11 protein-coding genes and 1 pseudogene are annotated in these 13,730 nt (G+C 69.0%); 7 read left to right on the plus strand and 5 right to left on the minus strand.

Going from position 1 to position 13,730, the window contains the following annotated elements; genetic code table 11:
• Window positions 1-561 precede the first annotated feature (561 nt).
• From AB0L21_RS26405 to AB0L21_RS26425, 5 genes and pseudogenes are all read left to right on the plus strand, one after another.
• On the plus strand, window positions 562-3,162 hold the full coding sequence (locus AB0L21_RS26405) for a Helicase associated domain protein (RefSeq protein ID WP_365786797.1): 2,601 nt from the start codon (window positions 562-564) through the stop codon (window positions 3,160-3,162).
• A 343-nt stretch (window positions 3,163-3,505) separates the two neighbouring features.
• Window positions 3,506-4,032, plus strand: a pseudogene (locus AB0L21_RS26410) (winged helix-turn-helix domain-containing protein); the annotation flags it as partial.
• A 4-nt stretch (window positions 4,033-4,036) separates the two neighbouring features.
• Window positions 4,037-4,558, plus strand: coding sequence for a transposase (locus AB0L21_RS26415; protein WP_365786799.1), 522 nt, complete (start codon window positions 4,037-4,039; stop codon window positions 4,556-4,558).
• Between the two features lie 63 nt (window positions 4,559-4,621).
• Entirely contained in the window at window positions 4,622-4,984 is a 363-nt protein-coding gene (locus AB0L21_RS26420; RefSeq protein ID WP_365786800.1) for a hypothetical protein, read from the plus strand.
• A 1,303-nt stretch (window positions 4,985-6,287) separates the two neighbouring features.
• A complete protein-coding gene (locus AB0L21_RS26425; RefSeq protein ID WP_365786928.1) occupies window positions 6,288-6,356 on the plus strand; it encodes an aldehyde dehydrogenase family protein in 69 nt (22 codons plus the stop codon).
• 38 nt (window positions 6,357-6,394) lie between these two features.
• On the opposite strand, the gene AB0L21_RS26430 is transcribed toward AB0L21_RS26425, so the two are convergent.
• The gene (locus tag AB0L21_RS26430) at window positions 6,395-6,928 is read right to left on the minus strand and encodes a cupin domain-containing protein (RefSeq protein ID WP_365786802.1); all 534 of its coding nucleotides are present in this window, start codon (window positions 6,926-6,928) and stop codon (window positions 6,395-6,397) included.
• A 313-nt stretch (window positions 6,929-7,241) separates the two neighbouring features.
• On the opposite strand from AB0L21_RS26430, the gene AB0L21_RS26435 reads away from it, so the two are divergent.
• Together AB0L21_RS26435 and AB0L21_RS26440 are read left to right on the plus strand one after the other, a co-directional pair.
• Window positions 7,242-7,988, plus strand: a complete 747-nt coding sequence (locus AB0L21_RS26435; protein ID WP_365786804.1) for an SDR family oxidoreductase — start codon at window positions 7,242-7,244, stop codon at window positions 7,986-7,988.
• 105 nt (window positions 7,989-8,093) lie between these two features.
• A complete protein-coding gene (locus AB0L21_RS26440; RefSeq protein ID WP_365786806.1) occupies window positions 8,094-8,795 on the plus strand; it encodes a TetR family transcriptional regulator in 702 nt (233 codons plus the stop codon).
• 138 nt (window positions 8,796-8,933) lie between these two features.
• Here the strand turns inward: AB0L21_RS26440 and AB0L21_RS26445 are convergent, their stop codons facing one another.
• From AB0L21_RS26445 to AB0L21_RS26460, 4 genes are all read right to left on the minus strand, one after another.
• Window positions 8,934-10,385, minus strand: a complete 1,452-nt coding sequence (locus tag AB0L21_RS26445) for an aldehyde dehydrogenase family protein (RefSeq protein ID WP_365786808.1) — start codon at window positions 10,383-10,385, stop codon at window positions 8,934-8,936.
• A gap of 230 nt (window positions 10,386-10,615) precedes the next feature.
• Window positions 10,616-10,813 carry a hypothetical protein gene (locus tag AB0L21_RS26450; RefSeq protein WP_365786810.1) on the minus strand — a complete coding sequence of 66 codons (198 nt, stop codon included), beginning with the start codon at window positions 10,811-10,813 and terminating at the stop codon, window positions 10,616-10,618.
• On the minus strand, window positions 10,810-11,802 hold the full coding sequence (locus tag AB0L21_RS26455) for an MFS transporter (RefSeq protein ID WP_365786812.1): 993 nt from the start codon (window positions 11,800-11,802) through the stop codon (window positions 10,810-10,812). The genes AB0L21_RS26450 and AB0L21_RS26455 overlap by 4 nt, the downstream gene beginning before the upstream one ends.
• 510 nt (window positions 11,803-12,312) lie before the next feature.
• Window positions 12,313-12,903, minus strand: a complete 591-nt coding sequence (locus tag AB0L21_RS26460; protein ID WP_365786814.1) for an SDR family NAD(P)-dependent oxidoreductase — start codon at window positions 12,901-12,903, stop codon at window positions 12,313-12,315.
• Window positions 12,904-13,730: the final 827 nt, after the last annotated feature.

Genomic DNA, 13,730 nt, shown 5'->3' on the forward strand with positions numbered 1-13,730 from the left:
GCGCGCGCTTCGCTCCGCGAAGACGACGCGCCGCCGCTACGCGGCGGATTCCGCGCAAGCGCGGAATTAGCCCGGAACTCCGTTCCGGGACTCGACCGCTATCGCGGTCGAGGGGAATCCGGCTCCGCCGGATTCCCGCCCGGTGCCGGGCCGCTCCGCGCCCCCGCCTCCGGGTCGAACGGCGTGCGCTCCGCGCCCGCCTGAGGCGGCAGCAACTGAGGGACGGTCAGGGGTCATTCAACGGCCGCCGGACTGACAGGGTGCCAACCTGCTCGCCGAGCCTGGGACTCCGAATCCCTCCCCCAACTCGGGGGCCCAACAACCGGGAGACTACCGCTCTGGCACCCGGCACCAAACCAGAACAGCCAACCTGACGGACCTTCTCCAACCGCCGTGCGTCATGCCACACCATCGGGATAGAGTATGGGTTCAGCACGCGCCCCCTCCCCCGACGCTTCTCCTCATCACGCACAGAGAAAGTGCCGGGCTGTCAGTTCCATTGTCAAGAACGGGAAACCTCCAGCCGTCGCCTCTGTAGCCGAGCAGAAAACGGGTCACTGAATGCCTCACATCGAATTGCGACCGCATCAGGCCGAAGCCGTTGACGCCGTGGTGAATCACCTTCAGGACCCGCCCGGAGGGCGCATTCCCCCGGAGGGACTGCGGACACAAGTAATCGCCGCTACCGGATCGGGCAAGACGCTCATCGCCGTGGAATCGGCGCGGCGGCTCTCCGCGCGGCGGGTGCTGGTCCTGGTGCCGACGCGGGACCTGCTGACCCAGATGGCCGGCGCATGGCGCCGAGGCGGCCGGCGGGGCGCCATGGTCGGGGTATGCGACCTGCGGGCCGAGGAGTCCGACGGCATCCCGTGCACCACCGACCCGGACGAACTCGTCGCGTGGGTGCGGGACCTGGGCGTCGTGACGGTGTTCGCGACCTATGCGGCGGTGGGTCTGGGCAAGCTCCAGCAGGCGCACAAGGCGGGCTTGCCGGTGTGGGACCTCATGGTGGTGGACGAGGCCCACAGAACGAGTGGGGACGGACTCAAGCCATGGGCGGCGGTGCATCATCAGGGGCGGATTCCTGCGGTGCGGCGGCTCTACATGACCGCGACGCCGCGCGTCTGGGAAGCTGAGGGGGAGCAGCCTCGGTTGGTGGCGTCCATGGACAGGGACTCGCCGGTGTTCGGGCCGGTGGCCTACGAGTTGAAGCTGTCGGAGGCGGTCCGGCGGGGGGTCGTGGCGCCGTATCAGGTGGTGTGCCTGGATATCCGGGACCCTGACCTGTACGCCGCTGCGGGCGAGGAGGCCGCGGGGTCGGATCGGGTGCGCGGGGCGCGGCTCGCGGCGCTTCAGACCGGGCTGCTGACGGCTGCGGCGCGGGAGCGGCTGCGGCGCATTCTGACCTTTCACAGCCGGGTCTGTGAGGCGGAGGCGATGGCCCGGGGGGTGGGCGCGGTCGCGGCCAGGCTCGCCGAGGACGACCCGGAGCTGTTCGCGCCGGCGGAGCGGGTCTGGGCGGACTGGCTTCACGGGGATCACGCCCCCGGATATCGGCGTGAGGTGCTGGCCGAGTTCGCTTCCGACTTCATCGGTGGTGCCCGGTCGGATATTCCGGCAGCGGTGCGTGTTCTCAGCTCTGTGAAAGTGCTGGGGGAAGGCGTGGATACGGCGCAGTGTGATGCGGTCGCTTTCTGCGATGCGCGGGGGTCCATGGTCGACATCGTGCAAATGGTCGGGCGTGCCCTGCGGATGAATCCGGGAGAGGGGAAACTGGCGTCTTTGGTGGTGCCGGTATTCCTCGGTCCGGATGAGGATGCCGATGACCTTTTGACGTCGGATGCCTACGGGAGCCTCGCGAAGGTGCTCGGGGCGCTCCGTGCGCACGACGCGGACACGATCGAGGCTCTTGCCGATCCACGGCAGCGCAGCGGACGCCGGACCGGCGACGAGGACACTCAAGCTCCCCCGTCGGAGGTGGTGTTGGGCGGCGATGACGATGCGGGCCAGGACCAGGACGAGGGCGGCCACGACGAGGACGGGGACGGTGAGGGCGCCGGGGATGGCATGTGGGTGAGCCAGGCGGCCGCGGGCCTGCTGCGGTTCAGCAGTCCGCGCGACCCGGCGTTGGTGGCGCAGTTCGTGCGCCTGCGGGTGATCGATCCGGAGAAGGCGTACTGGCGGCGCGGGATCGCGGCGGCCACCCGGTGGCGGAGCCAGAACGGCGGCGGGCAACTGCGCGTGCCGTACGACTACGTGATGGGCGAGAACAAGACCGAGACCGAGAGTGGGGGCGAGGGGGAGAGCGGGGGCGGGTCGGCCGGCGCAGCCGCCGGGTTCCCGCTGGGGCGGTGGCTGGCCGATCAACGGCGCTACTACAACGCCGGGACCCTGGAAGCTTCCCGCGTCAAGCAACTGGAGAAGCTGGGCATGGTGTGGTCCCACCACGACATTGCATGGGAGGAAGGACTCACGGTCGCCCGCTCATGGGCCGCCGCACACGGGCACTTCCTGCCCCCCGTCAACGCGGTCGGCGACGGTGGCTACCCCATCGGCGTATGGGCGAAAAACAGGCGTGCGGAGGCCCGCAGGGCCTGGGAGAACGCCGAACGGCGCGCCGCCGGGGAAACCGTGCCCGTGGGTGCTGGGGAGCTGCCGGAGAGCCGTCTGGAGGCTTTGGAGGCCATCGACCCGGGATGGTGCCCGCTCGGCTGGGACGTGGCATGGCAGCGCTGCTTCACCCTCGCCCGCATCCACATCCGGGCCGGAGGCGCGCTCCCCGAGACGGCCGGTGAACTCGTCATCCAAGGCGAAGACCTCGGGGCATGGACGGTGGCGCAGCACCAAGGGTGGGACAAACTGTCCCCCGCCCAGCAGTGGCTACTGGGCAGCACACTCGGACTGGAACCCGCCGGCCCCGCGGAACGCCCGGCCAAGCTCACGCCGGCCGGCAAGTGGGCGCTCAACCTGCGCGCGGCCCGGCAGTTCCACGCCCGCGAAGGACACCTACGCCCCGCCCGGAAGCACATCGAACGCCTGGACGCCGACGGCCAGCCGGTCGACATCAAGCTCGGGACGTGGCTGGACAACACCCGCCGCCGGACCGACAAACTCACCCCCGAACGCCGCACCGAACTGGACCAACTCGGCATGCGCTGGTAACCCGAGCACGAGCGGCAGTGGGATGAGCATCCGCAGCCAGCTTCCTCGGACGGGGCGCCGCAGCGGCCGGATCGCGGCTCGCATGCGCGATGCCTCGGTGCCAGTCCCGTTGAGATGCTGCCGGCACCACGTCAGTTTCCCGAACCTTCGATTGGGAATCTGCGATACCCCGACGAGACGTACCCGGAGGTGTAGCAGTGGCGGCTGGTGCCCATCCCTTCGTGGGTCGTCCACTGCGTCTTCTCCGACCACACGTGCCGGTGGAACAGCCAGTACCACAGATGCCTTGGCCATCGGTGCCGTTCGCCTGACAGCTGGCCGTCGGCACCGATAGCCGTTGGATGTGAGGTACGCACAGGGCGGCGGGCTGAGTGACGCCGAGAGGACCACGCGGGAGCGGTTACGGCTCCAGGCCGTGGAGCGTTTCGACGGCGGGCAGAAGAACACGGAGATTGCCGCTGCCCTGCGGATCAGCTCGCGGTCGGTCGAGCGGTGGCGCCGGGCCTGGCGCGAGGGCGGCGAGGCGGGAGTCCTGTCGAAGGGGTCGCCGGGAAGACCTCGACTCAGTGAAGCCCAGATCGCCAGGCTGAAGCAGGAGTTGGAGCGTGGTCCACTGGCTCACGGCTGGGCGGACCAGCGGTGGACCCTGGCACGGATCAAGACGCTGATCGGCCGGCTCTTCCATGTCTCCTACACGGTCGATGGCACCTGGCGGCTGCTGAGGCGCCACGGCTGGAGCTGGCAGCGGCCCACCAGGCGCGCGATCGAGCGCGATGACGACGCGGTGGGGTGTGGAAGAAGGAGACCTGGCCGCGGGTAAGAGCACCGCGGCGGAGCGCGGGGCCTGGATCGTCTTCAAGGACGAGGCCGGTCGATGCCTCCGCCGCGCGCCAGGACCTGGGGCCGGATTGGCCAGACCCCGGTCGTGAGGGTGAGGGGCAGGGGCTCGGGGCGCGTGTCGATGGCGGGTATGGCCTGCTACAAGCCGGGCCGGCGGTCCCGGCTGATCTACGCGATCCGCGAGTACCGGGGGCGCAAGGACGAGCCGAACGACTTCGGCTGGCGCGACTTCCGCGACGTGATTGTCCGCGCTCGCATCCAGTTCGGCGGACCGATCGTGCTGGTCTGGGACATCGTCCGCCTGCACCTGACGGCCGGCATGCGCGAGTTCATCGACGCGAACGCCGAGTGGCTCACCGCGTTTCAGCTGCCCACCTATGCCCCGGACCTCAATCCGACCGAGGGCGTGTGGTCGCTGGTCAAGCGTGACATCGGCAACCTTGCTGCGGCCGACCTCGGCCAGATCACCCGCCCCGTGAAGCGCAAACTGAAGATGCTGCAGTACCGGCCGGAGACCATCGACGGCTGCCTCGTCGGCACCGACCTGGACCTGTGAGGTCGGGTCGCCGGACCCGTAATTGGTCGAAGCCCAAAGCTGCTGGTCAGCTACGGTGGCGTCATGACTGACAGCCTGCCCGAGGACGTAGCCGACGTGCTTGGCCTTGTCCTGAACCCGGACGAGCCCATTCACGTCGCCCTCCGACGGCAGGTGCCCCAACTGTGGGTGCAATCCAGCTGCAAGTGCGGGTGTGGCACTGCCTACTTCGACCTTGACGCCGACGCGGTGGAGCCCGCGCCAACGGGCCCCGGCACCGTCGTGGCCGCCGACGTACAACTGTTCACCGAATCCGGCGAGTGCCCCGGTGAGGTCCTGGTCTTCGCGCAAGGCGGCTACCTCTCATGGCTGGAGGTCTGCTCTTGGAGCGATGACGTTGAGGTGAATCTCGCCGCGGCGCGGCGCTGGCTACAGCCATCGTTCTGAACCCGATCCGGTAACAGTCGGCGGTCTCGGACCCTGACGCCGCCACCACGAGTCGACCGACATCACGAGTTCAAGTTCACTAGCCAGCCCGGCGACTCGAGGCCGCGTGCGCCTGACCTCCTGCGCAGCACACTGAAGTGATCGGTCAAACCCGCCCCACGCGCGGTGGCCCGTCGGCCGGGCCCGACAGGCGGCATGGGCGCGCGGCGGCGGGTCCGGGCGGACGGTGGCGACAGAACCGGCGGGCGCCCGGCCCGGTAGCCGATGGCCCCACAGCTCACGGCCGACGGTCGACGGTCGACGGCGGGCGACGTGGCGGCCGGGCCGCGGCGGCCAGCGTCCGACAATGCGGCCGGGGCCCGAGGTGATGACGCCAGACCGCCGCGGCCCGGCGCGAGGCGGCCGCGCGACGGTAAGGGCGGCGGCCGGGACGGCCCGGCGAAGGCCCAGAACCGAGGAATGAGGTAGAAGCGGACGGGGCGCTGGACGGCCGGACAAGGCCGGCGGCGGAGGCGACTGAGAGACCGCCCGGCGGTACTACCGGGAGGCCGGTGCGGGCACGACGCGGCCCGGGGATCCGGTCCGATGCGGGGAGGACCGGACGGCGGGCGGCGCAGGTGGTGGCGGCCGGACTGCCAAGAGCAGCCGCAAGGAAACGGCACGGTGACGCAGCGGCACGGCGACACGGCGCGAGCCCGGCGGCAGCTTGGGCGGCCGGGCAGGCGGCAGCGGGACGGCGGACGCAGGCCCGACTCAGCGGGACGGGGCGGGGCGGAGCAGACCGGCACAGCGCGGCGGCCGGGGCGCGGGCGGGACAGCACCAGCACGCCTGGACGAGAGCTGGCTCGCCAGGCGGCCGGACAGCGGCGCAGAGGCGGGCGCGGACGGGAGGCGGCGCGGCACGGGCGCAGCGGGTGGGGCGGGTGGGGCGCGGCCGCGGGACGGGCGATGGCAGGCGGCCCGGCCTCCAGGACGGCGGGCAGACGGCGCCAGAGGCCCGCAGCCGCGCGCTCGGGGACCGCCACGGGGCAGGGTCAGAACAGGTGGCCTCCGCCTCGTAACCCACGTCGCGCTGCGTGCTGAATGTGCGACGGTCTGGTGGGAATTGCGCTGGGGTACCGGGGCATGGGCAGAGACAGGAAATTCAGTGCGCTTCGGAAGTGAGGCGGTCCATGCATCCTGCTGCCCCTGATGAGGACCAGGGCCCCCTCATCGACCGCCGCATGGCGGTCTCCGCCGGGTTCCAGGGCAGCAGTGCCGAGATCGCCGAGGCCCGCCGCATGACCTGGCGGGCAGTGCCCCCGTGCTCATGGAGCTCGGCGGCAAGTCGCCGAACATCGTCTTCCCCGACGCCGACCTGGACCGCGCGTAGCCGATCCGCTGCCCGTCCTCGACGCCCCCCGTGACGGCTCAAGCCCAGTCGTCCTCGCGCGGCAGGAGCGACATGTTCATGCCTGCCAATGCCTGCTGCAGCGCGGTGTCGGTCCTCAGACGGTTCGCCCAGTCGTGCGGATCGTAATTGTCCTCGTGCATGCCGTGATCCACGAAGAACTGCTCCGGTCCGGCCGGGGTGTAGAACACCATCATCTTCGACGGCACATCGAGGATGTTCTTAAAGCCGTGACGCGTGCCACGGGGGATGTACACGAAGTCACCCGCACTCGCCTCGAACGTCTGGTCTCCGTTGATGAATCGGAACTGACCCGACAGGATGAGGAAGGCCTCGTCCTCCTGGTTGTGCGTATGCGGCACGTTACCGAACTGCGGCGCGACGGTGCCCTCCATGACGCCGAGATTGCCGTTGCTCTGAGCGCCCGTCACCTTCACGGAGAATCGCTCCTCGCCGGTCAGGCGGATGATCCCCTCATCGTTACGCACGACGAAGCCGTCGGCGGAAGTCCATACCGGGTCGTCCTTGTCCGGCACAGCGAAGTTGAATGTCATGACCCAAAGCTCCATTTCTTCACTACAACGAATGGACTCTCGGCCCGAATTCGTCCGCACGATGTTCCGTCGGGGTGACGCCTCGTGACCCCTACCTCGAACGATTCCGGCCCGGAGAGCGGCAGTACGAGCGCGGTGTCGCGTCCTCCTCTCGAGGAGGAGCCCCAGGCGCGTCGCCGGGACCTTCCTGCACGTACCGGTGGACCTTTCGTTGACTGTAGTTCATTGACTGACGTTCGATCAAGTGGGCGCAGAAGTGCTACGGTCCCGCTCGGCACTATCAATCGGTCAGTGAGTCACGGGAGTTCAAGCAATGGGTCAGCTGGAAGGAAAGACCGCCGTCGTCACCGGCGGGGGCACCGGAATCGGCCTGGCCACCACCGCGCGGCTGGCGTCCGAAGGAGCCCATGTGTTCATCACCGGCCGGCGCAAGGTCGTACTCGACAGGGCGGTCAAGTTGATCGGTTCCGCGGTCACCGCGGTGCCGGGCGACATCTCGGGGTCCGCCGACCTGGACCAGCTGTTCGACACGATCCGCGACCGAGGCCGAGGCCTGGACGTGCTGTTCGCCAACGCGGGCATCTCCACGGTCGCACCGCTGGCGCAGACCACCGGGGAACAGTTCGATCAGATATTCGGCGTCAATGTCTGGGGCACGCTGCTCACCGTGCAGAAGGCACTGCCGCTGCTCAACGACGGCGCCTCGGTGATCTTGAACGACTCCATCCGCGCTGACGACGGCCGGGAGAACCTCGGTCTGTACTCGGCATCGAAGGCCGCAGTCCGGTCCCTCGCGCGGACCTTGGCCAACGAACTGAAGGGCAGGGGCATCCGGGTCAACACGGTCGCGCCGGGCGCGATCGACACTCCCTCGGTCTTGACCGCCTTCGGCAAGGAGGAAGCGGCCGACGGCACGGCGGATCCCGCGACGGGAGTGCCGATCGGCCGGACAGGACGCCCGGAGGAGGTCGCCGCGGCCGTGGCCTTTCTCGCCTCCACGGACAGCAGTTTCATGGTCGGCACCACCCTGTACGTCGACGGCGGCGAAAGCCGGTTCTGACGCTGCCACGCAGCATTCCGCCCTGACGCACGACCGCCCGGCGGAACGCCGACACCGCTGGAATACGCTGGCGGCTGGACCAGTCGGTTTCAGGAAGGACCAGACGTGCCTCAGTCCGCCGCGGGTAAGCCACCGACCCGGCGGCAACTGGCCGCCCAGCAGACGCGCCAGAAGCTGCTTCACGCGGCACTCGCCTGCTTCTCGGAACGTTCGTACACGGAAGTGACCGTGGGGGACATCGCCCGTTCAGCCGGGGTCGCCCACGGACTCCTGTCGCACCACTTCGAGGGCAAGGAGAGCCTGTACGCAGAGGCCGTGCGGGAGCTCGACCACCAGCTCCGTGCCGCCACGAGAATCAGTCCCGACGGGCACGTCGTCGAGCGCCTGCGCCGGCATCTCTCCGCTCACCTCCGGTTCCTGGCCGAACACAGGGATGCCGCTCTGAATCTGATCTTGCGCCGCGCAGAGGCCACCGACCTGGCCTGGGAAGCCTTCGAGTCGACCCGGCTGGAGGGTGTCCGCACGATCTGTGACCTGCTCGGCCTGGACGCGGACGAACCAGCGCTCCAACTGTCCCTGCGCGGTTTCTCCGCCGCCTGCGACGAGATGGCCCGGGACTGGCTGAGGAACAGCCGGGCCCTCGAAATCGAGGCGCTGGTCGACGCCTGCGTCACCTTCCTCACAGCGGCGGTCCAAGCCGCCTACGGTCTTGCACCGTCACCGGCACTGAGCCAGGCGCTCCAGGCACTTCGCCAGGGTGCCCCGTCAGGCGCGGGCGAAGTGGTCCCGGAGCGCGAAGAGGCCTGAAAGCGTCTCTCGGGACTCGGCAGTCTCCAGCAGCGCCGTCCGGACCATCAGGGCTGCGCCGGATCACGCCCCTGGCCCCCACCGGCGCCGGCTGCGGCCGGCCCCTCGCACGCCGGAGACCCAGTGCCCGGCGGATCACTACTGGTCCTGCACCTGCCCGATCTGCAGTACGACAGCCTTGGTCTGGCTGTAGGAGCGAAGTGCCTCCACGCCCTTCTCGCGGCCGTAACCGGACTTCTTGAAGCCACCGAAGGGGAGTTCCACGCCCCCACCGGCGCCATAGGAGTTGAGGTAGACCTGCCCGGCCCGGATCTCCCTGGCCATGTGATGGGCGACGTCCAGGTTCTGCGTCCACACACCGGCCACCAGTCCGTACTCGGTCCCGTTGGTGAATTCGACCGCCTGCGTGACGTCGCGGAAAGGGGTCACGGCGACGACAGGACCGAAGACCTCTTCCTGACCGATGCGGCTGCCGGGGTCCACCTCGTCGAAGACGGTCGGGGAGAAGTAGAAGCCGCCCGGGTGGTCCGGGCTGACATGGCGGGTGCCGCCGTGTACGACCCTGGCGTACTGTGCGGCTTCCTCGACCATGCCGCTCACCCGTTCCAGCTGGGCAGCCGAGATCAGCGGACCGAGGTCGGGATCGGTGAACCCGGCTCCGATGCGGATGCCCCGAAGTCGTTCGACGAGGTTGGTCACCACCGCCTCATGCACGTCCTCGTGAACCAGGAGGCGTGCGCCCGCGGAGCAGGTCTGGCCCCCGTTCTGAAGCAGCGCCTTGGTGATGACCGGCAGCGCGCGATCCAGGTCGGCGTCGGGGAAGACTATGTTCGGGGACTTCCCGCCGAGCTCCATGAGCACGGGGACGACGTTGTCCGCGGCGGCCTTCGCCACCAGGGTCCCGACCTCGACCGAGCCGGTGAAGGAGATGTAGTCGGCCCCGGTGTGGCCGGCGAGCACGGCTCCGGCTTCGGCTCCGTAGCCCGGCACGACGTTGAGCGCACCCGGCGGCAGCCCTGCCTCGAGCGCGAGCTCGGCGAGACGCAGAACGCTCAACGGTGCTTCCTCGGCCGGCTTGACCACCGAGCAGTTGCCGACCGCGAGCGCGGGAGCGATCGAACGCGCCACCATCTGCAGGGGATAGTTCCACGGCAGGATATGACCCGTCACACCCAGTGGTTCGAACCGGGTGCTGGCGACGATCCCACCGTTGAGGTCGGGAAGGGACTCGCCGTGGAAGGTTTCGATGGCACTGGCGTAGAAGTCCAGATAACGGGCCGCCACGTCGGCGTCCGCGCGCGCCTGGGTCATGGGCTTTCCGGTGTCGTGGCTCTCGAGCGCGGCGAGTGATTCCCGCTCCCGGCGGACGAGTTCGGCCAGACGCCGTATGAGTGCGGAGCGGTGCTCCGCCGTGGTGTGACGCCATGTGGATTCAAAGGTGTCGCGTGCCGCTGACACGGCATGGTCCACTTCCTGCGCGCCGCACCGGGCGACCTGGGCGAACAGCTCGCCCGTCGAGGGATCGAGAACGTCGAACAGTCCCTGTCCGGGTACGCGCTCTCCGCCGATTACCGCGGTCAATGGCTTCATGGGGATTCCCTCTGTGACGAGACAACCGCCCTGCCCGCCGGGCCTTGCTGTCTCAGCGGACCAGCCGACGGTGTGAACCCGGCCGGCAGGGGGCGAATGGTGTTGCCATGGGCCGTACCGTGACGGCCGTGCGTCGATACGTGTTCCGGCGGCGCTGGAAAGGGCGGTTCGCCGAGGACAGCCACGTGCGTTCCGTTCCGGTGACCGGTTTCCCGGCCACCGGAAATTCATCAGAGCATGGCTTTCGCGCTACCAGCGACCTGACCGCCGTCCTGCGACGCCGGCGCCTCTCCGGTGCGCGGAATCAGTGCCAGCGCGATCAGGGACAGCAGCACGCAGCCGATGATGTAGAAGCTGATCGCTGTGGTGCTGCCCGTGCGCTGCAGCAGGTACGCGGCGATCAGAGGCGCGGGCCCGCCGGCGATCACGGAACCGAGCTGATAGCCCAGGCTGGCGCCGCTGTACCGGACCGGGCGCCGAAGCCTTCAGAGATGAGGGCGGCCTGAGGACCGTACTGCAGATCGTGCAGGAACATCGCGAGTATGGTGGCCGCGATGACGAGGCCGGCCTGGCCTGTGTTGACCATGCCGTAGTAGGGGAGCGCGAACAGCCCCATGCCGACGAGCCCGACCAGGTAGACCCTGCACCGTCCGAAGAGGTCGGAAAGGTACCCCGACAGCGGCACCGTGACCAGGCCGAGGGCGGAAGCGGCGATGGTGGCGTTCAGAAGGTCATCTCGTGCCATGCCCAGGTGCTCGGTGCCGTAGCTGAGCAGGAAAGTGGTGAACAGGTAGTAGGGCGCCTGCTGCCCCATGCGGACCAGCGCGGTGGTGAGAACCACGCGGGGATGTGTGCGGAGCGCCTCCCACACCGGCATGCGCGCGACCTCCTGCCGGCTCTTCACCTCCTCGAATTCCGGGCTCTCCTCGACCTTCAGCCGCACATACAGGCCTACGGCGATGAGCAGGGCGCTGGCCAGGAAGGGGACGCGCCATCCCCAGGTGAGGAATTCGTTTCCGGTAACGCCGGCGGCGCTCTTCACAGCTGCCAGCGACAGCAGGACGCCGAGCGGGACACCCATCTGCGGCCACGATGCCATCAGGCCCCGGCGGCCGGGCTTTGCTCCCTCCATGGACATGAGGACGGAGCCCGCCCATTCGCCGCCGACGGCGACGCCCTGCAGCATGCGCAGCAGGATCAGCAGGATCGGTGCGGCGACCCCGATGCTCCGGTAGCCGGGGAGCACACCGATCAGGACCGTGGCGGCGCCCATCAGGACCAGCGTGATCACCAGCGTCGACTTGCGGCCGGCCCGGTCTCCGTAGGTGCCCGAAGAGGATGCCGCCGACAGGACGGGCGATGAAGCCCACGAACATGGTTCCGAACGAGGCCAGCACTCCCAGGAAGTTCGAGGCATCAGGGAAGAACACACTGGGGAAGACGAGCGCGGCCGCGGTGCCGTAGATGAAAAAGTCGTACCACTCGATGGTGGTGCCGACGGTGCTGGCGACGGCTGCACGAGTCTGCCGGGCGCGGTCGGCGTCGAGCACTCCGCGCCTCCGGGGGGCGGGCGGTCTGGGATTCCGGCGCTGTGTCATTGAGTCAGCCTCCTTGCTGAAATGCGCTCATATATGCGAGGGCGTCGAGACTGCGTTCGATGGAGGAGTGAACGCGGTGGGGAGGGAGGGGTGAATCGCGGCGGTTGCTGACTCCCCGCTCTGCGCTCGGCAGCGCATCTCCGTAGGAGGCGGCCGAGTCGAGGCCTGCACTGGGGGGGCCGACCTGTCGAAACTTCGTAAACCCGAAGTCGACTTCGCAAGGAGAGTAAGTTGCTCCCTGTGGGTCGTCAAAGGTTGCGGAGCCGGGTCACGCTGTGGGTCTGCCATGGAGACCCGTACGGCATGGAGACGCTGCGCGGTCGCGGACCTCAGCCACGTGCGGGCTGGGCGTAAAGGCTCTTACCGCCGCAGACATAGAGCACCTGACCGGTCACCGAGCGGCTCGCCGGCGCGGCGAAGTAGTGAGCGGCCCAGGCGACGTCGGCCGGATCACCGATCGTTCCCATGGGCTGTGCGGTCAGCAGCCGCTCCATGACCTCCCGGGGCTCCGTGCGCAGCAGGGGTGTGTCGATGAGCCCCGGCGCCAGGCAGTTGACCGTGATGCCGTACTTCGCCAGTTCGATGGCGAGTGACCGGGTGGCGGAGACGACACCCCCCTTGGAAGTGGCGTAGGAGAGCTGGCCGAACCAGCCGAGCCAGGCGCGGGACGCCACGTTGATGATGCGCCCCGACCGCCGCGGGATCATGGAGCGGGCAGCCATCTGACTGCACAGGAAGACCCCGTTCTGGTTGATGTCCTGGGTGCGCTTCCACTCCTCGTCGGTGATCCCGCGGACGCCTCGGTCGATGCTGATCCCCGCGTTGTTCACGAGGATGTCGACCGGCCCCAGCTGCTCCTCGACCGTGGCGAACAGTTCCGTCACGGCCTCACGTGAGGCCACGTCGACCGGCAGTCCCACAGCTGTGGCGCCTGTGCCGGTGATCTACAGGGGCAGCGCTTCGAGAGCGAAGTTAACTACGTATTTTCGAAGCGGATCGTAGGTCGCCCCCCGAGGTCGTCAAGACTCCAGCCGCCCACTGGACGGCAGCGCTGACGAGGGAGGGAGAAAGAGCCTTGATCGCCGCGTACCGGCGAACCGCGTGCGTGCTCGTGGAGCCGTCACGTCGAACGAGGTCGCGAGGAGCTGAGCGTCGCCTCGTGGGGCCCGTACGGGCGGAGGGGCCAGGCCAGGAATTTGGCACGACCGGCCCTGCCTGCGCGGGAGCACGGTCGACTCGTGGTGGACGGCGAACCTGTCGCTCTGGTGGCCACGGCCGGGTAGCGGTCGAGGTGATGGGTCCGGCGCTCGACGGCGAAGCGCTAGCGGTATGCCGTGATCCCGCGTCTGCGCGGGCGGGGCCGGTCGCGACGGGAGACGTGCGTCTTGCCGGCCCCCACACGGTCAGGTTGCCCGCGGGGCCGTCCCTGTCCCGGCTGCCGTACCCGGAGAACTTCCGGAACCCGGTTCGAACTGGGGCGACTCACCCCGTCGCACGGCTGAGATCAGCAGCGGGGGTGACTTCTGCGGGAGCGTCCTCGGAATCGGTCCTCAACACCGCGGTACGCAAGGCGATTCGCCGGGCAGTAAGCCAGCCGGCGTAGGGCACGAGGAGGGGGCGAGGCAGCTCCCACCCCGCCGCTACCGAGGACCGTCGCGCCGATCCACGCCACGAAGCCGCTGCGGCGAATCGCCTCCGACCGCCGGTCGGCCGGCCGCATCCCGCTACCGCGACCGCCGCTTCATGT

Source organism: Streptomyces sp. NPDC052721, from assembly GCF_040678315.1.
In the GTDB taxonomy this organism is placed as follows: Bacteria; Actinomycetota; Actinomycetes; order Streptomycetales; family Streptomycetaceae; genus Streptomyces.

What these genes read in the sequence shown, in the direction of transcription:
- AB0L21_RS26405 (WP_365786797.1), top strand. Translation starts at nt 562, where the DNA reads ATGCCTCACATCGAATTGCGACCGCATCAGGCCGAAGCCGTTGACGCC.
- AB0L21_RS26415 (WP_365786799.1), top strand. Translation starts at nt 4,037, where the DNA reads ATGCCTCCGCCGCGCGCCAGGACCTGGGGCCGGATTGGCCAGACCCCG.
- AB0L21_RS26420 (WP_365786800.1), top strand. Translation starts at nt 4,622, where the DNA reads ATGACTGACAGCCTGCCCGAGGACGTAGCCGACGTGCTTGGCCTTGTC.
- AB0L21_RS26430 (WP_365786802.1), bottom strand. Translation starts at nt 6,928, where the DNA reads ATGACATTCAACTTCGCTGTGCCGGACAAGGACGACCCGGTATGGACT.
- AB0L21_RS26435 (WP_365786804.1), top strand. Translation starts at nt 7,242, where the DNA reads ATGGGTCAGCTGGAAGGAAAGACCGCCGTCGTCACCGGCGGGGGCACC.
- AB0L21_RS26445 (WP_365786808.1), bottom strand. Translation starts at nt 10,385, where the DNA reads ATGAAGCCATTGACCGCGGTAATCGGCGGAGAGCGCGTACCCGGACAG.
- AB0L21_RS26455 (WP_365786812.1), bottom strand. Translation starts at nt 11,802, where the DNA reads ATGCCTCGAACTTCCTGGGAGTGCTGGCCTCGTTCGGAACCATGTTCG.